This is a genomic window from Novosphingobium sp. (genome assembly GCF_037133355.1).
In the GTDB taxonomy this organism is placed as follows: domain Bacteria; phylum Pseudomonadota; class Alphaproteobacteria; order Sphingomonadales; family Sphingomonadaceae; genus Novosphingobium.
Map to the genome: position 1 here is coordinate 17,122 of NZ_JBAXOI010000008.1, position 20,397 is coordinate 37,518.

The window sequence follows — 20,397 nt, forward strand, 5'->3', positions numbered from 1 at the left end:
CCAATCCCTTGACCCCATCCCCCGCACCCCTTAATCGTTCAGTTAAACGAACGCATACGGGAGTCGGAAAGCCATGGCTGTAGCCTATATCGTTGATGCAGTGCGGACCGCGGGCGGGCGCAGGAATGGGCGGCTCGCGGGGGTACACCCGGTCGATCTTTCGGCGGCGACGCTCGATGCCATTGTTGCGCGGACGGGGATCGATCCCTCGGCGGTCGAGGACGTGATCATGGGCTGCGTCTCGCAGGGCGGGCAGCAGGCGGGGCAAGTGGGGCGCAATGCCGTGCTCGCCGCGAAGCTGCTGCCGGATTCGGTGCCGGCCGTGACGATCGACCGCCAGTGCGGATCATCGCAGCAGGCGATCCAGTTTGCCGCGCAGGCGGTGATGTCGGGCGTGCAGGACATGGTGATCGCCGCGGGCGTCGAGAGCATGACGCGCGTGCCCATGGGCTCGACCGCGATCTTTCACATGAAAGAGGGGCTGGGCAACTACAAGTCGCCGCAGCTGGAAGAGAAGTATCCGGGCATCATGTTCTCGCAGTTCATGGGCGCGGAAATGATCGTGAAGAAGCACGGCTTCACCAAGGATCAGCTCGATGCCTTCGCGCTCTCCAGCCACCTCAAGGCGATTGCCGCGACGCAGGCGAATGCCTTCGCCAACGAGATCGTGCCGATTGCCATCGAGACGCCGGACGGCCCGGCGATGCACACGGTGGACGAGGGCATCCGCTTTGACGCGAGCCTTGAATCGATCGCGGGCGTGAAGCTGCTCTCGCCCGATGGCTTCCTGACGGCGGCGAGCTCCAGCCAGATCTGCGACGGCGCGAGCGCGGCGCTGATCGTTTCGGAAGCGGCGCTCAAGGCCCACGGCCTGACCCCGCTGGCGCGCATCCACAACCTGACGGTGACGGCAGGCGATCCGGTGATCATGCTCGAAGAACCGCTCTTCGCCACCGACCGCGCGCTGCAGCGGGCGGGGATGAAGATCGGCGATATCGACCTTTATGAAGTGAACGAGGCGTTCGCTTCGGTGCCGATGGCCTGGCTGAAGCACACCGGCGCGGACCCGGAGAAGCTCAACGTCAACGGCGGCGCGATTGCGCTGGGTCATCCGCTCGGCGCTTCGGGCACGAAGTTGATGTCCACGCTGCTCCAGGCGCTGAAGGCGCGCGGGCTGAAGTATGGCTTGCAGACGATGTGCGAAGGCGGCGGCGTTGCCAACGTGACGATTGTTGAGATGATGTGATCCCTCCCCTCCCGCTTGCGGGAGGGGCCGGGGGTGGGTGTGTTCCGTCAAGCACGGCTTTTGCGGGATCAGGCCCACCCCAAACCCCTCCCGCAGGCGGGAGGGGCTTCAGTTTGATTTCAGGAGAGAATTGCCATGAAGCTTGATAGTTCGATTTCGGCCGTCGTCACCGGCGGCGCTTCCGGTCTGGGTGCCGCCACTGCCCGCGCGCTGGCCGCGAAGGGCGTGAAGGTCGCCATCTTCGACATGCAGAAGGAAAAGGGCGAGGCCGTCGCGGCCGAGATCGGCGGCGTGTTCTGCGAAGTGAACGTGACGTCTGACGAGAGCGTGGACGCCGGCTTTGCCAAGGCGCGTGAGGCCATCGGGCAGGAGCGCATCCTCGTGAACTGCGCCGGCACCGGCAACGCGATCAAGACCGCCAGCCGCAGCAAGGAAGACGGTTCGATCAAGCACTTCCCGCTCGAAGCCTTCAACTGGCTGATCCAGATCAACCTCGTCGGCACGTTCCGCTGCATCGCCAAGTCGGCGGCAGGCATGATGACGTTGGCGCCGCTGGAAGACGGGGACCGCGGCGCGATCGTGAACACCGCTTCGGTCGCGGCCGAGGACGGCCAGATCGGGCAGGCGGCCTACTCCGCCTCGAAGGGCGGCGTTGTCGGCATGACGCTCCCCATCGCGCGCGACCTGATGAGCGAGGGCATCCGCGTCAACACGATCCTGCCGGGCATCTTCGATACCCCGCTGCTCGCCGGCGCGCCGCAGAACGTGCGCGATGCGCTGTCCGCTTCGGTGCCGTTCCCCAAGCGCCTTGGCCAGCCGGCGGAATATGCGCAGCTTGCGCTGACGATGATCGAATGCGGCTACTTCAACGGCGAGGACGTGCGCCTCGACGGCGCGATCCGTATGGCGCCGCGCTAAAAAAATAGGGACAGTCCCTGATAAAAAGGGGGGACTGTCCCTATTTTTCCCATTGGAGAGGAAGAGCCGCAAATGGCCGAATATTCGCAGATCCTGCTCGACATCGCGGACGGTATCGCGACGCTCACGCTCAACCGTCCGGCGAAGATGAACGCCTTTACGCGCACGATGATGAGCGAAATCATCGACGCGTTCGACCGGACCGATGCCGACGACAGCGTGCGCGCGGTGATCGTGACCGGGGCGGGGGACAGGGCATTCTGCGCGGGCGCGGACCTGACGCCGGACGACGGCGCGCGGCCCTTTTCCGATCCTACCGAAGTGCCGCTGAACGATGTAAAGGTGCGCGACGGCGGCGGATATTGCACCTTGCGCATCTTCAATTCGCAGAAGCCGGTGATCGGCGCGATCAACGGCGCGGCGGTTGGCATCGGCGCCACGATGCAGCTGCCGATGGATTTCCGGCTGGCGTCCACCTCGGCGCGCTTCGGCTTCGTGTTTGCCCGGCGCGGGATCGTGCCCGAAGCGGCTTCATCGTGGTTCCTGCCGCGCATCGTGGGCATGAGCCAGGCGCTCGAATGGTGCATGACGGGCCGCGTTTTCGGCGCGGAAGAGGCGCTCAAGGGCGGGCTGGTGCGCTCGCTCCATGCGCCCGAAGACCTGCTGTCCGCAGCCCACGCACTGGCGCGCGAGATTGCCGACAATACTAGCGCGGTTTCGGTTGCGATGACGCGCGCGATGCTGTGGCGCAATGCCGCGACGCCGCATCCGATGTATGCGCACCGCGTTGACAGCCGGGCGATCTACCAACTTTCGCGCGGGGCCGATGCGAAGGAAGGCGTGGCAAGCTTCCTTGAAAAGCGCGCTCCGGCCTACCCGGGCCGCGTTTCTTCGGATATGCCGTCGTTTTACCCGTGGTGGGAAGAGCCGGGCTGGGAATGAAAGAGCAGACGAAATTGGCCGAACTGGGGGATGCCGCCGCGCCGGAACAGGCAGGCGCGCGCGAATTGCTGCTGGAAACCGCTTCGCAGATCATGCGCGAGGGCGACCAGGTCGATATCTCGCTGTCCGAGCTTTCGCTGCGCTCGGGGCTCAATTCGGCGCTGGTGAAGTACTATTTCGGCAACAAGGCGGGGATGCTGAAAGAGCTGCTCGACCGCGACATGGTGGCTATCATCAAATCGGTCGAGGCGCTGATCGCCAAGGATGAGATGAGCCCCGAGGCGAAGCTTCGGCAGCATATCGCGCGCTGCGTCGATACCTATTTCGCCTTTCCCTATCTCAACCGCCTGCTGATGCGGCTGGTGCGCGATTGCGATCCGGCCGAGGCCAAGCGGATTGCCGACAAGTATCTCGCGCCGCTGAACAAGGCCTACGAGCGATTGATCACCGATGGCATCCGCGCCGGGGTGTTTCGCCCGATCGATCCGCAGCTGTTCTATTTCACCGTGACGGGGGCGGCCGACCGGTTTTTCTCGGCGCGGCTGGTGCTGCGGCACTGCTTCGATCAGGACACGCTGACCGAGGAACTGCGCGACCGCTACCGCGAGCACACGGTGGACTTCATCATGGCGGGTATTCTCGCCCGGTGAGGGGCCCAAAGCAGCTTGCCGTGAACCGGATCGGCGCTTTTGCTTGCGTGCGGCGCTGGCAGGTCTAGACTTGATCCATGGCCGATGCCGAGACCCAGCCTGACACGACGCGGCTGTCCGACTTCATCCCCTATCGCCTTGCGATCACCTCGAATGCGGTGAGCGGCCTGATTTCAGGCGAGTATCACAGCGAATTCGGGCTCAAGATCCCGGAATGGCGGATCATGGCGGTGCTGGGCGATGCAGGGCCGCTCACCCAGCGCGACCTTGTGCACGCGACCTTGATGGACAAGGTGGCGGTAAACCGCGCGTGCAAGATGCTGGAAGAGCGCGATCTGGTGGCGCGAAGCCCCAACGAGGCAGACGGTCGCTCGCACCACCTTTGGCTGACCGAGGGGGGGCGCGCGATGTACGACCGGATCTGGCCCAACGCGCTCTCCACTTACGAGCGTATCTTTGCCGCCCTCACTCCGGCCGAAACGGCCAAGCTGCGCGTGCTGCTCGACAAGCTGCTCGGCGCGGTCCGCTCCATCGAAGGTGACCTTTCATGAAACTGGCAAGCCTGCCGCAGCTGCGCGACGGACGGCTCATCGTCGTGTCCGATGATCTGGCCTGGTATGCCGATGCCGACCACATTGTGCCGACGCTCCAGGGCCTGCTCGACGAGTGGGACCGCCACGCGCCCTATCTGGAAGCGCTGGCCATCGAACTGGCTCACGGTGCGATACCGCAGCGCCGCTTCCACGAGCGCGAGGCGGCGGCGCCTCTGCCGCGCGCGCACCAGTGGGCGGACGGCAGCGCTTACGTCAACCATGTCGAATTGGTGCGCAAAGCGCGCGGGGCGGAGCTGCCGACGAGTTTCTGGACCGATCCGCTGATGTACCAGGGTGGCAGCGACGACTTGCGCGGCGCGCGCGATCCGCTGGTGCTGGCGGACGAGGCCTGGGGCGGGGACTTCGAGGCCGAGATCGTGGTGGTCACGGGCGACGTGCCGCAGGGCGTCTCGCCTGAGGAGGCGCTGGGGTATATCCGGCTGGTGGGGCTGGTGAATGACGTTTCGCTGCGCGGCCTCATCCCGGACGAGCTGGCCAAGGGGTTCGGCTTTGTTCAATCGAAGCCGGCAAGCCATTTCTCGCCGGTCTTCGTGACGCCCGCGAGCCTTGGCGAGGCATGGTCGGGCGGCAAGCTGCACTTGCCGCTGCATGTCGAGCTGAACGGCCAGCCGTTCGGGCGGCTGGAGGCGGGCGAGGAGATGACGTTCGATTTCGGCACGCTGATCGCGCATCTTGCCAGGACGCGGCGCATCGGGGCAGGTTCGATCATTGGTTCAGGCACGGTTTCGAACCGCGATCCGGATGGCTCGCCGGGAAGGCCGGTGGCTGAAGGCGGGCGCGGCTATGCCTGCATTGCCGAGCAGCGCATGGTCGAGACGATCCGCCACGGCGCGCCCGTCACTCCGTTCCTGCGGCATGGCGATACCGTGCGGATCGACGTGAAGGACGCGCGCGCGCACAGCGTGTTCGGTGCAATCGAGCAGACAGTGGTGGCGGGCTGACTTACCCCTCCGACCCGCCTGCGGCGGGCCACCTCCCCATTTGTGCTGCGCAAAAATGGGGAGGAACTGTAAAGCCATTCCCTACGCGTTCCCCATTTTCACGAAGTGCAAATGGGGAACGCGTAGCGCTGACGGAGGGGCAGTTCCCTTACATCTTGCGGTTGAGGAAGTTGTCGGTGATCGAGCAGGCTGCGGGGCCAAGGATCACGACGAACAGCGTCGGCAGGATGAACAGGATCAGCGGGATCGTCATGATCGCGGGCAGGCGGGCGGCCTTTTCTTCGGCGCGCATCATGCGTTCGTTGCGGAATTCGGCCGAGAGCACGCGCAGCGCCGAGGCTAGCGGGGTACCGTAGCGTTCCGTCTGGATCATGGTTGTGACCACGCCTTTCACCGAATCGAGATTGACGCGGTAAGCGAGGTTTTCGAATGCCATGCGCCGTTCGGTGAGGAACGAGAGTTCGATCGCGGTGAGCGCGAATTCATCGCCGAGTTCGGGATAGGCGCGGCCGAGTTCGCGCGCGACGCGGGCGAAGGCGCTGTCGACGGTAAGACCCGCCTCGGCGCAGATGACGAGGAGATCGAGCGCATCGGGCAGGCCCTTGCGGATTTCCTTGGTGCGCTTGTTGATCAGGTTGGTGATCCACAAGTCAGGGCCCTTGTAGCCCAGGATCACCATGCCGGCGAACAGGCCGAACTTCTTGTAGGCTGGCCAGAGCGGGAAGTAGTTCACCGCGTAGATCAGCACGCCGAAGATGAGGCCGAGCACGATCGGGCCGATCATCCTGCCGAGCACGACCGCAACCGCCCATTCCTTCTTGCGGATGCCTGCCTGCGCCAGCTTCTGCTGGATATCCTTGAGCTGGCTGTCCTGCAGGACTTTCAGCGATTCAAGGAAAGTCCTGATTGAGTCAGTCGTGTCGTTGCGCCGAACGATGCTCTGGCGCTTCTTGGCATTGACCGTGACGATACCGGCTTTCAGCTGGTCGCGCCGATCATTGAGCGCCTTGACGCGCTTGGCCATGGGATCGCGCACGGTGACGGCGGCGTAGATCGCCAGCAGCATCGCAGCGGCAGCGATACCCAGAAGGATCGAGCCGACGTAGATGACGTCGATTCCGAGGAGCGTTGGGCCGTGCGGAGGGGGGACTGGCATGGTGTCTCTCAGATCTCGAAGTTGACCATCTGCGCCATGATCCAGGCGCCGATGCCAAGCCAGGTGAGGCCGCCGAGGCCGGCGATGATCAACCGCTCGTCGACGAAGAATTGCCCGAGGTAACGCGGGTTGATCGAATAGATCAGCGCGAAGACGATGAACGGCAGCGAGCCGACGATATAGGCCGAGGCCTTGGATTCAGAGCTCATCGCCGCGATCTTGAGCTTCATCTGCGCGCGCTTGCGCAGCACGTCGGCAAGGTTCGCGAGCGTTTCGGCAAGGTTGCCGCCCGTCTCGCGCTGGATCGCGAGCGTGATGCAGAAGAAGCTGAACTCGGCCATGTCGAGCCGGTTGGCCGTTTCCTGAAGCGATTCCTCCATCGTGCGGCCAACCTTGATGCGATCGGTCACGAGCTTGAATTCCTCGCCAACCGGGCCGGGCAGTTCCTGCGCGACGACGCCCAGCGTTTCGGTGATCGGCAGGCCCGAGCGCAGGCCGCGCACGAGCAGTTCAAGTGCATCGGGGAACTTGGAGACGAACGCGACCTTGCGCTTGTTGATCGCGCGGCCGACCATGAAGTGCGGCAGGCCAGCCCCGACAAAGATGCCGGCGCCGAGGCCGAGCAGCAGCGCGCCGGTCTTGAGGAAGATGAACGCCGCAACCGCAACCACGAGGCCGAGCGAGGTGTAGAGATACTGGGTAAGGGTCCAGCCCTTGCCGGTCTTGTGCAGGCGCAGCGCCAGCGCTTCCACCCGCGAGCCGGAGCCGGGCTTCTTGAATGTGGCCGGCTTGCGGCTGGCAACTGCCTTGCGATACTGCGCCTCGACCTTGTCGACCGCGCTTTCCGAATGGCGGAAGCGCACGGCCTGGAGCCGGCGCGAGGCCTCGCGGCCCGCCGAAGGACCGGAAAGCGCCGCGGCGAACAGCAGCAGGACGAGCGAAGCGCCGACGCCAAGGATCACGAGTTGCATCAGGTTCATCGGGCGGTCCTGCCAGATCTTTCAAAGGGTGCCTGACCGGTGCGGAAGCCCCGACGGAGCCCCGCGCACCGGGCTGCGGTCATGCGGGTGTTCCGGTCTTTGCCTTGCCGGACGAGATCATCTTCTTGAAATCGAACTTGCCGAGCAGCGAAGTCTTGGCGCCCGGCACGGCGGCCGGCTTGTCCTTCGCCTTTTCCTTGCTCTTGGCCTTGCCCTTGGCATCCACGACTTCGCCATCGGTGCCGGTGGCGATGATCGCGGCGCCCAGATCGCGCAGTGCGCCGCCCGCCTTTGTGCTGCGGTTGGCGGCAACGAACGTCTGGCCGAGCTTGGCCGCATTGGCCGCAGCTTTCACGTCGTAGGGCACGGTGTAGTTGATCTTGCGCTCGATGGAGGCCTCGAAGTCGGACCGGCTGATCTCGCCGACGCCCGAATGGACCTTGTTGGCAACGACGATCGTCTCGGCATGCTTGGCATTGCTCTTGAGCCACGAAAGCAGGCGGATAGCATCGCGCGCGCCGGCCAGCGTAAGCTCGGTGACCACGACCACCACGTTCACGTCCGCGAGGAGGTGGGGGAAGTTGATCAGCATGTTGCGCGGCAGATCGATCATCGTCATTTCGAACGCGTGGCGGAATTCCTCCTCCAGTTGCACGAAGGCGCTGCCATCGGTCATCAGCGGCGAGCTGATCGGGGCCTCGGCCGAAAGGATGGCGAGGTTGTCGTTGGCGCGGATCATCGCGCGTTCGATGAACAGACCGTCGATGCGGCTCGGGTTGTCGATCGCGTCGGTCAGGCCGCGGCCGGGCTCGAGATCGAGTGTGAGCGCGCCGGTGCCGAAGTGCACGTCAAGATCGAGCAGCGCGGTCGGCAGGCGGTGATCGCTGCTGAACAGCCAGGCGAGGGAAGTGGCGACCGTGGAGGCGCCGACACCGCCGCGCGTGCCGACCACGGCGGTCGAGACGTGGCGCTTGACCGTGCTGCCGTCAGCCGACTTCGGCGCGGCGAAGATCGCCTGAGCCTGAACGAGCGAATCGCGCACCTGGCCCGGAGTCAGCGGCTTCAGGAGATAGTCCTGTATGCCCGAGGCGAGAAGGTCGCGGTAGAGGCGCACGTCGTTGACCTGGCCGACCGCGATCACGACCGTGCCCGGCTCGCAGACTTCGGCGAGTGCGTTGATGTCGCTCAGCGGGTCGCCGCTTTCCGAAAGGTCGACCATGAGGATGGCCGGGCTTGCTGCGATCGAGAGCGACTGAATCGCGTTGCGCAGGCCGCCCTTGTTGCACTTTTCAGGCTGCCAGCCCATGTCGACCGTGACCGGACGAAGGACATCGAGCGCGGCATCGTCGCACATGAAGGACGCGAACATGTCGCGATTGCCGGTTTTCCAGGACGCGCTCATCGATCAGTTACCCCCGGACTTGCTGGAAACTTCCTTCAGGCCGGCCGCGCCCGTCGGCGGCTGGTCGCGGTAGGCCTTGATCGCCTTGGCGTTGCTCTGGACCAGCGTGGTGCTGGGGCCCTTGGCGCCGCGCACGAGGTCTTCCTTGTTGGCGACCATCGCGGCCATGTTGCTGTTCACGGCGCAGCCGTAGTTCGGCGAGGTGGCGTTGTTCGTGTGGTTGTCGATCTTGATCGACCAGTCCGGGCAACCGGGCACGCTCGCCTCGGTGCGCGAGACGACGATGCGGGCGGTGCCGGGGGCGATTGCGCCCTCCGAGACCGGAGCGACATCGGAGAGCAGAATGCCGAAGCGGCCGGCGACCTTTTCAACCGCATCGCGGGTCTGGGCCGAATCGACCGGATCATCGATCGCGACGCGGTCGCCGTAGCCGAGATCGAGCGCCTCGAGCCAGCCGGCCAGGCGGCGCTGTTCGGGAACGGGAACGCCGCCGCCGGGCAAGGTCTGCACGTCGAACACGAAGCTGGTGCGCTGCACGACCGGCTGGCGCACGCTTTCGAGGCTGCGGTTCATGTCGGCCGAGGGCGCGTTGCAGGCAGCGAGCGGCAGGCTCAGCACGCCGGCGAGGAGGAGGACCCGGGCGGCGCCCCGGAGGTGGGGCAGGCGGATGGGCATGGTGTGACCCTTTCTCACTGGATGCTGAAGCCGGGCGCGGCATCGGCAGCGCTGGCCTGACGGTTGCGGGCGGGACGCGCGGCCTTGAGCGGCGCGGGTGCAGCCGCCTGGACGGGCGCCGAGGGTTCGAACGCGGGAGCATCGAGCGCGCCGACCTTCGGACCGTTCGACTGGACCGTGCCCGACTGCTCCGTCGGCTTAGGCCGATCGCCACCGGTCACGCCGTCGGATTCGAAATGGCCGAGCACCTGCTGCACTGCGGTTGCGGCGCGGAACCCGTCGGTCGGCAGCTTGATCTCGCTCGCGTTGACCGGGTTCACCAGATAGGGCGTGACGACAATGACGAGCTCGGTTTCACCCCTGCGATAGGCGGTGGAGCGGAACAGCGAGCCCAGGATCGGAATGTCGCCGGCGCCGGGCATCTTGGTGATCGTGTTCTGCGCGTTGTTGCGCAGCAGGCCAGCGATCATGAAGCTCTGGCCCGAACCCAGCTCGACCGTCGTTTCGGCGCTGCGCACGGTAAGTGCGGAGACCGTGAAGCTGTTGCTGATGATCGCGCCGTCGGACGAAAGCTCGGAAACCTCGGGCCGCACGCGGATCGAGATGCGCCCGTTGGCGAGCACCGTGGGCGTGTAGGAGAGGCTGATGCCGTACTTCTTGAACTCGATCGCCGTGTTGCCGAGGCCGGTGGAGACCGGGATCGGGTATTCGCCGCCCGCGAGGAAGTTCGCGGTCTCGCCCGAAAGTGCGGTCAGGTTCGGCTCGGCCAGCGAGGTGACGAGGCCGATGGTTTCGCCCAGATCCAGCGTGCCGAGGATGTCGAGGCCGAAGAGCTTGCCCATGCCTGCAAGCGTGGACTGGCCCTGCAGCGGCGTGACATTGGTGCCGTCGGTCAGCACGTCCTTGCCAGTCGTGGGATCGAAGGAGTAGCCCTGCGTCTTGGTGCCGATACCCAGCGGCAAGCGCGGGTCGGTGTTGATGGTGGAGGCGGGCGAACGACCCTGCTGCAGGCCGAACTTGAAGCCGCCGGAGCCATCGAGAGTCGTCAGGTTGGTGCCGATCTGGCGGACCAGCGAGCGGTTTACCTCGGCAAACCGGACATGCAGGTTGACCTGCAGCGGCGTTGCCATCTTGAGGCGGCTGATCACGTTGGTCTTGTCATCGACAAAGGCCTTGACCAGGCGCTCGGCCTCGGCCGCATCCTCGGGCGCGGCGATCGTGCCGGTGAGGAGCACGGTGTTGTTCATCGTCGAGGTGACGATCTTGGCCTCGGGCATGGCAAGCTTGAGCATCTGGTCGATACTGTCGATGTTGCTGCCCACGCGCACATTGGCCGACCACACCACATCGCCCGCAGCGTTGCTGGCATAGACCGTGGTCTCGCCGCCGGCCTTGCCGAACACGTAGAGCTGGTTGGTCGACTTCACCTGCACATCGGCGATCGTGTCGTTGGCGACGAACACGTCGGTCATCTTGCCGGGCAGTGTGACGAGCTGGCCGCGACCGATCGAGATCGCGATGCTGCGCGCCGGGCTGGTCACCGTCTGGGCCGAGGCGGCCTGGGGGGCCGAGGCGAGCGCCAGTGGCACGGCGAGTGCGGCAAGCGGGAGCAGCGTGGATGCGAGACGGGCCTTCATGGTCTTGCCTTTCGCGGGCGGAGTTGCGGCCTTGAGGGGGGCGTTGCTGTGCATGTCAGTGGCTCCCGACCTTGACTTCCTGAGTGTCGCGGCCACGAGTGACGCGGACCACAGGGCCGGGCGAGAACAGGGCGCGGGCAGCGTCCGTCATCGACCCGCCGGCAGCCGGCATCGACTTGGGAATGATCGAGGTGATCGCCTTCGCCATGGCCTGCGCCGCAGCGACCGGGTCGGTGGACTTCTTGGGCTGGAAGCGCGAGACGTCGCCACCGGTTGCGTAGCTGTTGCCTTCTGCCTCGATCGGCTTCGACATGGCCTGCTTGAGGATGCGTTCCTCGTCTGCCTTGCTGGCGCCGGCGGGGATCTTGATCTGGCCCAGCGCGATGGCCTGGTCGAGTTCGCTCGAGTTGTCGGCCAGCGAGCGCAGCGAGAGGCTGATCGTGCCGATGGTCTGCGCCACCGCGATCTTCTCGGCGATCTTGGGCGTGGCCTCGACCGTGACGGTGCTGAAAGTGCGCACGCGGGTCTTGCCCTCGATCTGCTCCTGCTCGGTCGACTGGTCGGTGGCGAGCACGCGCAGGTTCTTGAGGATGGTCTCGGCGGTCTTGAGCGGGATAATGCCGCCCTTCACCGTCTGGGTGAGAACCAGATCGATATGGTCGCCGGGGAAGACGAAGCCGGCAACGGCGGTACGCGCGCTCACCGGGATGGTAACCGCACGCATGCCAGGCCCCAATGCGGCGGCGAGGAAGCCGCGGTCGCCGGGAGCGACGAGGCTGCCCTGGGTGACCGGCTCGCCCGCCGTGATCGGATGACGCACGACAGTGCCGAGCAGCTTCGACATGTCGGTCTTGTCTTCGGTGAAGTAGACGTCCTGGACGAGGTCCTTCGGCCAGGGCTGATAGCCCATGGCGTCGGCCGTGATGATCGTGCCGGCCGGAAGCGCGCGGTTGGCGACAAGCACTTTCGCGCCCATCGGTACCTTTGCGGCGGCCACTGCCTGCGGCGATGCTGCGCCGGCAAACAGGCTCCTGGCAGCAAAGGCCGTGCCGATCGCCACGATCAGCGCCCCCACCAGCAGCAACAGCTTCTTCCTGTCCATGGCTTCAATCCTGCCGTTTGATCCGCCCGCATCCTTCGGGCAAAATGGTTAAGATAGGCCTATCCCGCCGCGACGGCGTGGAGGCTGGCCCAGTCGGTTGTGGTGATAATCCAGAGCCCGGCGGTCGCGATCGCGATGCCATAGGGGATCTTGAGCTGGTCCTTGCGGCGGCGCGTAATGTGCCACATCGACAGGACCACGGTGAGAACGCCGCCTGCCAGTGCCATGATGACGAGCAGCTTCAGAAACAGCACGGCCGGCATCCACAGTGCCAGCGCGGTGAGAAGCTTGACGTCACCGCCGCCCATAACCTTCATTGCGAAGAGCCCGGCGAGGACGAAGAAGGTGACGACCGCCAGCGTAAGCTGGAGCGCGACGCCGGGCCACAAGGGCAAGCTGCTCGCCCACCAGAACAGCGGTGCGCCCGCAGCCACGGCAGCGTTCAGCCAGTTGTCGATCTGGCGGCGGCGGATATCGGTGAAGGCGGCAACCAGCAGCGCGATTGCCAAGGCCCCGACCAGTCCGTAAACGATGTGAGTTCCCTGCATGGGGGTCTCATACGGGACAATCACTTACCAAACGGTAACCAAACCGGCGCCGCAGTTCCGGGCACTTGCGGATGCTGCCACGATTTTACCCCGGGGAGTTTTGGCGTGGGTTCAGGCATTGACAGGCGGGCGATTCCGGCCGGCGCGCGCGAGTGGCGCTGGGCCTTGCCCGATGGCCACGAAGTCCGGCGCATCGCGCTGGCGCCCGTTGCAGATCGGCCGGTCCGCGGTTCGCTGCTGTTCCTGCCCGGGCGCGGCGATTTTTACGAAAAGTATCTGGAATCTCTGGAAGAATGGTCCGCCGCAGGCTGGCATGTAAGTGCTGCCGACTGGCGCGGGCAGGCTGGGTCCGGACGGATGACCCCGAACCCGCTGACGGGTGATATCGCCGACTTCTCGGTATGGATCGCCGACCTTGCCGCGCTGTGGCGCGACTGGAACTCCGCGACCCCCGGGCCCCACGTGCTGGTGGGCCATTCGATGGGCGGACACCTTGCATTGCGCGCGGTGGCGGAAGGCGCCGCGCGCCCCGATGCGCTGGTGCTGAGCGCGCCGATGCTGGGATTTGTCTCGGCGATTCCCGAATTCGTACAGCACGCTTACTCACGGCTGATGTGCCGGATAGGCGATCCGGCGCGGATGGCCTGGCCGGTGAGCGAGAAGCCGGGATCGCCGCTCGACGTGCGCGCCACGTTGCTGACCCACGATCCCGAGCGCTATGCCGATGAGGGCTGGTGGCGCGAGGCGCGGCCCGAGCTCGTGATGGGCCCGGCGAGCTGGCGCTGGGTCGAGCGGGCGGCCGCATCGATCGCCGCACTGCGGGCGCCGGGGCTGCTCGAGGCGGTGATGACGCCCGTGCTGTTGCTGGCGGCGCGCAAGGATGCGCTGGTGGCGTACAAGGCGGTCGAGCGCATGGCGGCGCGGCTGCCGCGCGGCGAACTGGTCACCTGGGGGCCAGAGGCGAGGCACGAATTGCTGCGCGAGGCGGACGGGGTGCGCGATGCGGTCATGACCGCCATTGCCGCATTCCTTGACCGGGCAGCACCGGCGCGGCAGGGCTGATTCGGCCATGGCTGCTGAGCACTTCGACATCGCCGTGATCGGCGCCGGGATGGCCGGCGCCAGTCTTGCCGCCGAATGCGCCCCCCATGCGCGCGTTCTGCTGATCGAGGCCGAGGACACGCCGGGCTATCACACCACGGGCCGCTCTGCCGCGTTCTGGCACGAGACGATCGGCGGGCCGCAGATCTATCCGCTGACGGCGGCTTCCGGGCGCTGGCTGGCCGACAACGGCTTCCTCAGCCCGCGCGGCGGCCTGCATATCGGCCGTGAGGACCATCGCGCAAAGGCGGAGGCATTCGTGGCGGAATTCGCTGCGGCCGGGGCGCGGATCGAGCTGATCGGGCGCAAGCAGCTCGACCAGATCGTGCCCGGGCTGCGGCCGAACTGGATCATCGGCGCCTGGGAGCCCGAGTGCGCCGATATAGATGTCGCCGCGATGCACCAGCACTACCTCGCCGCCGCGCGCAAGGCAGGCAGCGTGCTCAGGGTGCGGGCTCGGCTCGACGGCGTGGCGCGTTCGGGCGGCGACTGGGCGCTCGCATGGAACGGTGCCGCCGGACCGGGCGAGGCCCGCGCTTCGCTGCTGGTGGATGCGGCTGGCGCATGGGCCGACAGCGTGGCCGAGCTTGCTGGCGCTGCGCCGATCGGTGTCCAGCCCATGCGCCGTTCGATGGTGCAGCTCAGGATCGATCCCGCCCCGCCCGAGGCTCTGCCACTCACGCTGAGCTTTGACGAGGATTTCTACTTCCGCCCGCAAGGTGGCCGGCTCTGGCTTTCGCCGCACGACGAGACGCCCGATGTGGCCCGCGATGCCGCGCCCGAGGAACTCGATATCGCCATGGCGATCGACCGGATGGAGCAGGCAGTGGATTGGAAGGTGCTCGGTCTTGAGCGGCGCTGGGCGGGCCTGCGCTCCTTTGCGCCGGACCGGCTGCCGGTGTTCGGCTTCGATCCGACCTGCGCAGGCCTGTTCTGGTTTGCCGGGCAAGGCGGCTTCGGCATCCAGACCGCGCCCGCTGCTGCCCGGCTCGCCGCGCAGCTGTTGCTCGGGCTTCCGCGCGATGCGATGACCGAAAGCATCGATGCGGCGTGCTATTCTCCTGCCCGGTTCGGCCCATAGCGGGACAATTGGGACTCCCACCTGTCCCGGGGCGTGCTAGACATAGTGCGGGACTGCAACTGTACCTAGGGAGATGCCGCGATGGCCCACCGCTTCGAGATCCGCAAGAACAAGGCCGGCGAGTTTGTCGCCTATTTCTGCCACAACGCCGAGACGATCTTCTGGACCGAGGGCTATTCCTCGAAGGCCAGCGCCAAGAACGCGATCGAATCGATCCTGAAGAACGGCCCCGACGCCGAGGTGGTCGATACGACGACCGCGAATTGATGGCTGGAGACGAGAGGGGCGGGTGTTGCGCCTGGTTCCCTCCCGCTGGCTCTCTTCCCTCTCCTTCAGCACGATCGGGATGAGCTGGGTGTGGGCCTTTGCCGTCAGGCCGCCAGCGCCGCGTCGCTGGCGAGCTTGTCCACCCGTTCGTTTTCCGGGTGGCCGTCGTGGCCTTTTACCCAGACCCATTCGATCTGGTGCGGCCGCGCCGCAGCAAGCAGCGCGCGCCACAGGTCCTCGTTCTTGACCGGCTTGTTGTCGGCGGTTTTCCAACCCTTTTTCTGCCAGCCGAAGATCCATTTGGTGATGCCGTCGAGCACATATTTGCTGTCGGTGTGCAGCGTGACCTTGCACGGTTGGGTCAGTGCCTCGAGCCCACGGATCGCGCCCATCAGTTCCATGCGGTTGTTGGTGGTGAGCTTTTCCGAGCCGGACAGTTCCTTCTCCGCCTCGCCCATGCGCAACAGCGCGCCCCAGCCGCCCTTGCCGGGATTGCCCTTGCAGGCGCCGTCGGTGAAGATCGAGACGTGCTTCACGCGAAGACTCCGGGCTTTGCGGCATAGAAGCCCAGGCGCCGCGCCGGGCCCATCGGGTCCTTGGGCGTTACGAGCGCGTCCGCCGGCGTATTGAGCCAGTCCCAGGCGCGGCTCATGGCGAAGCGCATCGCCGCTCCTTGCGCAAGGAGAGGAAGCGCGGCGCGTTCGGCGGCCGAGAGGGGGCGCACGCTTTCGTAGCCCTCGATCAGGGCCTGCGAGACATCGGGCCGGAATGCGCCGCTCCGGTCATCGAAGCACCAGGCGACGTGCGTGACGGCAAGATCGTAGGCGGTGATGTCGTTGCAGGCGAAGTAGAAATCGATGAGCCCGGTTACGCGATCGCCGAGCATCAGCACGTTGTCCGGGAAGAGATCGGCGTGGATCACGCCGGTGGGCAAACCCTCGGGCCAGGCGGCGGCGATGCGGGGCAGGTCTGCCGCGACGATGGCGGCAAGCTCGGGATCGATCCGCGCGAGGCCTTCCGCGCCGCAGGCTTCGGCCAGGCGCTGCCATTCTGCAACGCCCATGCCATTGGCGCGCGTGGCCGGAAAATCGGTGGCGGCAAGGTGCAGGCGGGCAAGCTCGGCGCCGACCGCGCGGGCCTGATCCGCCGTCGGCGCACTGACCGAGACGCCGGGCAGGTATTCGATGAGCGCGAGCGCCTTGTCACCCTGCGGGCCGGGACGATTGACGTAGAGCGCCCCATCGCGGTCGTGGATCGTGCGCGGCACCGGGCAGCCGCGCGCGGCGAGATGATCGAGCAGCGAGAGAAAATACGGCAGGTCCGCCAGATCGATGCGGAATTCGTACATGGTGAGGATGAAGCGCGCGCCGCTTCCGTCCGCGCCTGTCGTCTCCAGCAGCCAGTTGCTGTTGGAAACGCCTTCGGCAATGCCCTTGGCCGAAACCAGTGTGCCGACATCGAAACGGGCGATCAGCGCGGCCATCTCCTCCGCGCCGAGGTGCGTGTAAACTGCCATGGCGGGCGCTTCAGTCGGTCAGCTGGCGGGGCAGCTTGAACACCATGCTCTCGACCGTGGTGGTCACGGTCTCTTCCTCGACGTCTCGCCATTCGCGCAGCCGATCGACCACTTCGCGCACCAGCACTTCGGGAGCGGAGGCCCCGGCGGTGAGGCCAAGCGTCTCGACCCCCTCGATCCATGCGGGGTCGATCTCGCTGCCGCGCTGGATCAGCCTGGCGGGAGTGCCGGCGCGTTCGGCAACCTCGACCAGCCGCACCGAATTGGAGCTGTTTGGCGCGCCGATCACGAGGAGCAATTCACAGCGCGCCGCGATCGACTTGACCGCAGCCTGCCGGTTCGAGGTGGCGTAGCAGATATCCTCGGCGCGCGGCCCGTTGATTTCAGGGAAGCGCGTGCGGAGCGCCGCGACGATCTCGCGCGTATCGTCAACCGAGAGCGTGGTCTGGGTGAGGAAGGCGAGCGGGGTGCCATCCGGGAAATCGAGCGCGTCGACGTCTTCGATCGTCTCGACAAGGGTGATGCTGCCAGCGGGCACCTGGCCCATCGTGCCGATCACCTCGGGGTGGCCCTTGTGGCCGACGAAGAGGATGTGGCGCCCCGCCTCGACCTGGCGTTCGGCCTGACGGTGGACCTTGCTGACCAGCGGGCAGGTGGCATCGAGCCAATCGAGTCCGCGGTTGGTGGCTTCGGCAGGCACCAGCTTGGGCACGCCGTGCGCGGAAAAGACCACCGGCGCGCCGTCGGGCACTTCGTCGAGTTCCTCGACGAAAACCGCGCCCTTGGCCTTGAGCCCGTCGACCACGAAGCGGTTGTGTACGATCTCGTGCCGCACGAAAACCGGCTCCCCGAAGCGGTCGAGCGCGCGCTCGACGATCTCGATCGCGCGGTCCACCCCGGCGCAGAAGCCGCGCGGGGCGGCGATCAGCAGCTTGAGCGGGGCAAGGTCTGCCCGGGGAGCGGAAGTGGCCGGCGAGGCGGGTGCGGTGGTCGTCATCGCGTGACCTTAGCAGGGGCTGCCGCCGCCGCAAACCCGCTGCGAGAAGACAGGCAGGATTGCGCGGGCGTGACCGGGTGGGTAGAGGGATCGCACCGCCATGCCCGAGGATGCCTGAATGACCCTGTCTGCCGCCCGCCCCGCACCCTTCCGGCATGCGTCTTTCCGCCGCCTCGCCCCGCTCGCCGCGCTTGCGCTGGCCAGCACGCTGGCGGGCTGCAAGAGCGGCGGCGGCGAGCTGGTCGTGGACGACAGCGTGGGTGTGACCGCGCTGCGCAGCCCCTGCCCGGTGGTCGAGATTCCGGAGATGACCGGCGATATCACGCTGATGAGCGCGCCCGGCCGCACCGATGCAGGCGCGATCGACGTGACCGCCTCGATCACCAACCTGCGCAGCACATGCGACGATGCCAAGGGCCAGACCCAGCTGCGCACCGAGGCGACCTTCGATGTCTATGCCCGCCGCACCGATACCCGCGGCGCGCGCCGCGTGGTGCTCCCCTATTTCTCGGCGGTGATGCGCGGCGGCAATGTCGTGATTGCCAAGCGGCTGGGCACGGTGACGCTCGACTTCGCCGACGGGCAGGAACGCGCGCAGGGTCAGGGCCGGGCAGCTTCGACCGTGGACCGGGCCGAGGCGACGCTGCCGGCCAACGTGCGCAAGCTCCTCACCAAGAAGCGCCGCGCGGGCGAGGCCGATGCCGCGACCGATCCGCTCGCCATGCCCGAAGTGCGCACCGCACTCGCCAAGGCGAGCTTCGAGCTGGTTGTGGGCTTCCAGCTGACCGACGCGCAGCTCGGGTACAACGCCACACGCTGATTTGTTGGCGAACGCGCGCGCTTGGGCTAACGGCGCGGGCATGACCGAGACCAACGCTTCCGCCGCCCTGCCTCTGTTCGCCGATTTTGCCGGTGTGATCGACCGTGCGCTTGATGCGCTGGCCGCCGCCGGGCACTTGCCCGATGGCTTGCCGCGCGGCGGGATAACCTGCGAGCCTCCGCGCGAGGCGGCGCACGGCGATATCTCGACCAACGCGGCGATGGTTCTGGCCAAGCCCGCCGGAACCAATCCGCGCGCGCTGGCCGCGCTGCTGGTCGAGGAACTGACGCGCGAGCCGCGCGTCGCCTCGGCCGAGATCGCCGGGCCGGGCTTCATCAATCTCAGGCTGACAAGTGCGGCCTGGCTGAGCGAACTGGCTCTGATCGCCTCGGCAGGCACGGACTATGGCCGCTCCGCCATGGGCAAGGGCAGCATGGTCAATGTCGAGTACGTCTCGGCCAATCCCACAGGACCCATGCATATGGGCCATTGCCGGGGCGCGGTGGTGGGCGATGCGCTCGCCAGCCTGCTCGAATTTGCCGGGCACCGGGTGACGCGCGAATACTACGTCAACGATGCCGGTGCGCAGGTCGATGTGCTCGCGCGCTCGGTGCACATGCGCTACCGCGAGGCGCTGGGCGAGGCGATCGCCATTCCGGAAGGGCTCTATCCGGGCGACTATCTGGTGCCGGTCGGGCAGGCGCTCGCCGCTGAATTCGGCGACACGTACGCCGCCGCGCCGGAGGAGGATTGGCTGATCCTGTTTCGCACCCGCGCGGTTTCGGCGATGATGGACATGATCCGCGCCGACCTCGCGACGCTTGGCATTCATCACGACCTGTTCTCCTCCGAAGCCGAGCTGCAGGCCTCCGGCAAGGTCGATGTCGCCGAGGCGTGGCTGCGGGCGCATGACCTTGTCTATGACGGCGAACTCGAGGCGCCCAAGGGCAAGACGCCCGAGGACTGGGAGCCGGTGGCGTTGCCCTTGTTCCGCTCGACCAGGTTCGGCGATGATCAGGACCGCCCGATCAAGAAGTCGAACGGCGCCTGGACTTATTTCGGCGCGGACCTCGCCTATCATTTCCAGAAGGCGCAGAAGGCCGACGCGCTCGTCGATATCTGGGGCGCGGATCATGCCGGCACGGTCAAGCGGATCAAGGCGGCCGTTGCCGCGCTGACCAGCGCCGACGGCGCCGCGCCCAAGCCCTTCGAGATCAAGCTCGTCCAGATGGTCCAGCTGATGAAGGGCGGGCAGCCGTTCAAGATGTCGAAGCGCGCGGGCAATTTCGTCACGCTCGCCGATGTCGTCGAGATGGTCGGCAAGGACGTGGTGCGTTTCACCATGCTCACGCGCAAGCCCGACGCGCAGATGGACTTCGATTTCGACAAGGTGGTCGAGGCCTCGAAGGACAATCCCGTGTTTTACGTGCAGTATGCCCATGCACGGATATCCTCGACCCTGCGCAAGGGCGCGGCCGAGACCATTACCCCTTCAGCCGAGCACGTCGCGTTGCTCGGCGAGGAGGAACTGGCGCTGGTCAGGCTTGCCGCACAGTTCCCGCGTGTGGTCGAAAGCGCGGCAGTGGCGCGCGAGCCGCATCGGGTGGCGTTCTACCTCGATGATCTGGCCGGCGGTTTCCATGCCTATTGGAACGTCGGGAACGACCGGCCCGATAAACGCTTCATTGTGGGACAGAATGCGGCGCTGACATCGGCGCGTCTTTTCCTAGCCTCACAAATCGGGCAAGTGATTAAGAACGGGCTTGCCCTGCTGGGTGTGGAGGCAGCCGAGGAGCTTTGACAC

At 66.3% G+C, this 20,397-nt stretch carries 21 protein-coding genes; 11 read left to right on the forward strand and 10 right to left on the reverse strand.

Going from position 1 to position 20,397, the window contains the following annotated elements; genetic code table 11:
* The first annotated feature begins 73 nt into the window (after window positions 1–73).
* The 6 genes from WCL10_RS09680 (at window position 74) to WCL10_RS09705 (ending at window position 5,311) form a co-directional block, all read left to right on the forward strand.
* Complete coding sequence (locus tag WCL10_RS09680; RefSeq protein WP_336895429.1) at window positions 74–1,246, forward strand: acetyl-CoA C-acetyltransferase; 1,173 nt, start codon at window positions 74–76, stop codon at window positions 1,244–1,246.
* Window positions 1,247–1,381: 135 nt separating this feature from the next.
* Window positions 1,382–2,164: an SDR family NAD(P)-dependent oxidoreductase gene (locus WCL10_RS09685; RefSeq protein ID WP_336895430.1), complete on the forward strand. Its 783-nt coding sequence runs from the start codon at window positions 1,382–1,384 to the stop codon at window positions 2,162–2,164.
* Window positions 2,165–2,236: 72 nt separating this feature from the next.
* Window positions 2,237–3,106: a crotonase/enoyl-CoA hydratase family protein gene (locus WCL10_RS09690; protein ID WP_336895431.1), complete on the forward strand. Its 870-nt coding sequence runs from the start codon at window positions 2,237–2,239 to the stop codon at window positions 3,104–3,106.
* The gene (locus tag WCL10_RS09695; protein WP_336895432.1) at window positions 3,103–3,756 is read left to right on the forward strand and encodes a TetR family transcriptional regulator; all 654 of its coding nucleotides are present in this window, start codon (window positions 3,103–3,105) and stop codon (window positions 3,754–3,756) included. Before WCL10_RS09690 ends, WCL10_RS09695 begins: the two co-directional genes overlap by 4 nt.
* Before the next feature lie 77 nt (window positions 3,757–3,833).
* Window positions 3,834–4,307, forward strand: a complete 474-nt coding sequence (locus WCL10_RS09700) for a MarR family winged helix-turn-helix transcriptional regulator (RefSeq protein WP_336895433.1) — start codon at window positions 3,834–3,836, stop codon at window positions 4,305–4,307.
* The gene (locus WCL10_RS09705; RefSeq protein ID WP_336895434.1) at window positions 4,304–5,311 is read left to right on the forward strand and encodes a fumarylacetoacetate hydrolase family protein; all 1,008 of its coding nucleotides are present in this window, start codon (window positions 4,304–4,306) and stop codon (window positions 5,309–5,311) included. Before WCL10_RS09700 ends, WCL10_RS09705 begins: the two co-directional genes overlap by 4 nt.
* Before the next feature lie 148 nt (window positions 5,312–5,459).
* Here WCL10_RS09705 and WCL10_RS09710 read toward each other — a convergent pair whose 3' ends face one another.
* From WCL10_RS09710 to WCL10_RS09740, 7 genes are all read right to left on the reverse strand, one after another.
* Entirely contained in the window at window positions 5,460–6,467 is a 1,008-nt protein-coding gene (locus WCL10_RS09710; protein ID WP_336895435.1) for a type II secretion system F family protein, read from the reverse strand.
* 8 nt (window positions 6,468–6,475) lie between these two features.
* Window positions 6,476–7,447 (reverse strand): type II secretion system F family protein, encoded by a 972-nt coding sequence (locus WCL10_RS09715; RefSeq protein ID WP_336895436.1) that lies wholly within the window; start codon window positions 7,445–7,447, stop codon window positions 6,476–6,478.
* A 79-nt stretch (window positions 7,448–7,526) separates the two neighbouring features.
* On the reverse strand, window positions 7,527–8,849 hold the full coding sequence (locus tag WCL10_RS09720; protein ID WP_336895437.1) for a pilus assembly protein CpaE: 1,323 nt from the start codon (window positions 8,847–8,849) through the stop codon (window positions 7,527–7,529).
* A gap of 3 nt (window positions 8,850–8,852) precedes the next feature.
* Entirely contained in the window at window positions 8,853–9,524 is a 672-nt protein-coding gene (locus WCL10_RS09725) for a CpaD family pilus assembly protein (protein ID WP_336895438.1), read from the reverse strand.
* 14 nt (window positions 9,525–9,538) lie between these two features.
* Entirely contained in the window at window positions 9,539–11,215 is a 1,677-nt protein-coding gene (locus tag WCL10_RS09730) for a type II and III secretion system protein family protein (RefSeq protein ID WP_336895439.1), read from the reverse strand.
* 1 nt (window position 11,216) lies between these two features.
* Window positions 11,217–12,263 (reverse strand): Flp pilus assembly protein CpaB, encoded by a 1,047-nt coding sequence (gene cpaB / locus WCL10_RS09735; protein ID WP_336895440.1) that lies wholly within the window; start codon window positions 12,261–12,263, stop codon window positions 11,217–11,219.
* A gap of 59 nt (window positions 12,264–12,322) precedes the next feature.
* Entirely contained in the window at window positions 12,323–12,811 is a 489-nt protein-coding gene (locus WCL10_RS09740) for a prepilin peptidase (protein ID WP_336895441.1), read from the reverse strand.
* Window positions 12,812–12,916: 105 nt separating this feature from the next.
* Between WCL10_RS09740 and WCL10_RS09745 the strand changes: the two genes are divergently transcribed.
* The 3 genes from WCL10_RS09745 (at window position 12,917) to WCL10_RS09755 (ending at window position 15,260) form a co-directional block, all read left to right on the forward strand.
* A complete protein-coding gene (locus WCL10_RS09745; protein WP_336895442.1) occupies window positions 12,917–13,873 on the forward strand; it encodes an alpha/beta hydrolase in 957 nt (318 codons plus the stop codon).
* A gap of 7 nt (window positions 13,874–13,880) precedes the next feature.
* Window positions 13,881–14,993: an FAD-dependent oxidoreductase gene (locus tag WCL10_RS09750; protein WP_336895443.1), complete on the forward strand. Its 1,113-nt coding sequence runs from the start codon at window positions 13,881–13,883 to the stop codon at window positions 14,991–14,993.
* 81 nt (window positions 14,994–15,074) lie between these two features.
* Complete coding sequence (locus tag WCL10_RS09755) at window positions 15,075–15,260, forward strand: DUF1508 domain-containing protein (RefSeq protein WP_336895444.1); 186 nt, start codon at window positions 15,075–15,077, stop codon at window positions 15,258–15,260.
* A gap of 104 nt (window positions 15,261–15,364) precedes the next feature.
* Here the strand turns inward: WCL10_RS09755 and rnhA are convergent, their stop codons facing one another.
* From rnhA to ispH, 3 genes are read right to left on the reverse strand one after another with little or no spacing between them, the layout of a single operon-like run.
* Window positions 15,365–15,796, reverse strand: coding sequence for a ribonuclease HI (rnhA, locus tag WCL10_RS09760; protein ID WP_336895445.1), 432 nt, complete (start codon window positions 15,794–15,796; stop codon window positions 15,365–15,367).
* Window positions 15,793–16,776: a homoserine kinase gene (gene thrB / locus WCL10_RS09765; protein ID WP_336895446.1), complete on the reverse strand. Its 984-nt coding sequence runs from the start codon at window positions 16,774–16,776 to the stop codon at window positions 15,793–15,795. The genes rnhA and thrB overlap by 4 nt, the downstream gene beginning before the upstream one ends.
* 10 nt (window positions 16,777–16,786) lie before the next feature.
* Window positions 16,787–17,773 (reverse strand): 4-hydroxy-3-methylbut-2-enyl diphosphate reductase, encoded by a 987-nt coding sequence (gene ispH / locus WCL10_RS09770; RefSeq protein ID WP_336895447.1) that lies wholly within the window; start codon window positions 17,771–17,773, stop codon window positions 16,787–16,789.
* 118 nt (window positions 17,774–17,891) lie between these two features.
* Between ispH and WCL10_RS09775 the strand changes: the two genes are divergently transcribed.
* Entirely contained in the window at window positions 17,892–18,593 is a 702-nt protein-coding gene (locus tag WCL10_RS09775; protein WP_336895448.1) for a hypothetical protein, read from the forward strand.
* A gap of 40 nt (window positions 18,594–18,633) precedes the next feature.
* The gene (gene argS / locus WCL10_RS09780) at window positions 18,634–20,394 is read left to right on the forward strand and encodes an arginine--tRNA ligase (RefSeq protein ID WP_336895449.1); all 1,761 of its coding nucleotides are present in this window, start codon (window positions 18,634–18,636) and stop codon (window positions 20,392–20,394) included.
* The last annotated feature ends 3 nt before the right edge of the window (window positions 20,395–20,397 follow it).

What these genes read in the sequence shown, in the direction of transcription:
- WCL10_RS09680 (WP_336895429.1), top strand. Translation starts at nt 74, where the DNA reads ATGGCTGTAGCCTATATCGTTGATGCAGTGCGGACCGCGGGCGGGCGC.
- WCL10_RS09685 (WP_336895430.1), top strand. Translation starts at nt 1,382, where the DNA reads ATGAAGCTTGATAGTTCGATTTCGGCCGTCGTCACCGGCGGCGCTTCC.
- WCL10_RS09690 (WP_336895431.1), top strand. Translation starts at nt 2,237, where the DNA reads ATGGCCGAATATTCGCAGATCCTGCTCGACATCGCGGACGGTATCGCG.
- WCL10_RS09695 (WP_336895432.1), top strand. Translation starts at nt 3,103, where the DNA reads ATGAAAGAGCAGACGAAATTGGCCGAACTGGGGGATGCCGCCGCGCCG.
- WCL10_RS09700 (WP_336895433.1), top strand. Translation starts at nt 3,834, where the DNA reads ATGGCCGATGCCGAGACCCAGCCTGACACGACGCGGCTGTCCGACTTC.
- WCL10_RS09705 (WP_336895434.1), top strand. Translation starts at nt 4,304, where the DNA reads ATGAAACTGGCAAGCCTGCCGCAGCTGCGCGACGGACGGCTCATCGTC.
- WCL10_RS09710 (WP_336895435.1), bottom strand. Translation starts at nt 6,467, where the DNA reads ATGCCAGTCCCCCCTCCGCACGGCCCAACGCTCCTCGGAATCGACGTC.
- WCL10_RS09715 (WP_336895436.1), bottom strand. Translation starts at nt 7,447, where the DNA reads ATGAACCTGATGCAACTCGTGATCCTTGGCGTCGGCGCTTCGCTCGTC.
- WCL10_RS09720 (WP_336895437.1), bottom strand. Translation starts at nt 8,849, where the DNA reads ATGAGCGCGTCCTGGAAAACCGGCAATCGCGACATGTTCGCGTCCTTC.
- WCL10_RS09725 (WP_336895438.1), bottom strand. Translation starts at nt 9,524, where the DNA reads ATGCCCATCCGCCTGCCCCACCTCCGGGGCGCCGCCCGGGTCCTCCTC.
- WCL10_RS09730 (WP_336895439.1), bottom strand. Translation starts at nt 11,215, where the DNA reads ATGCACAGCAACGCCCCCCTCAAGGCCGCAACTCCGCCCGCGAAAGGC.
- cpaB (WP_336895440.1), bottom strand. Translation starts at nt 12,263, where the DNA reads ATGGACAGGAAGAAGCTGTTGCTGCTGGTGGGGGCGCTGATCGTGGCG.
- WCL10_RS09740 (WP_336895441.1), bottom strand. Translation starts at nt 12,811, where the DNA reads ATGCAGGGAACTCACATCGTTTACGGACTGGTCGGGGCCTTGGCAATC.
- WCL10_RS09750 (WP_336895443.1), top strand. Translation starts at nt 13,881, where the DNA reads ATGGCTGCTGAGCACTTCGACATCGCCGTGATCGGCGCCGGGATGGCC.
- WCL10_RS09755 (WP_336895444.1), top strand. Translation starts at nt 15,075, where the DNA reads ATGGCCCACCGCTTCGAGATCCGCAAGAACAAGGCCGGCGAGTTTGTC.
- thrB (WP_336895446.1), bottom strand. Translation starts at nt 16,776, where the DNA reads ATGGCAGTTTACACGCACCTCGGCGCGGAGGAGATGGCCGCGCTGATC.
- ispH (WP_336895447.1), bottom strand. Translation starts at nt 17,773, where the DNA reads ATGACGACCACCGCACCCGCCTCGCCGGCCACTTCCGCTCCCCGGGCA.
- WCL10_RS09775 (WP_336895448.1), top strand. Translation starts at nt 17,892, where the DNA reads ATGACCCTGTCTGCCGCCCGCCCCGCACCCTTCCGGCATGCGTCTTTC.
- argS (WP_336895449.1), top strand. Translation starts at nt 18,634, where the DNA reads ATGACCGAGACCAACGCTTCCGCCGCCCTGCCTCTGTTCGCCGATTTT.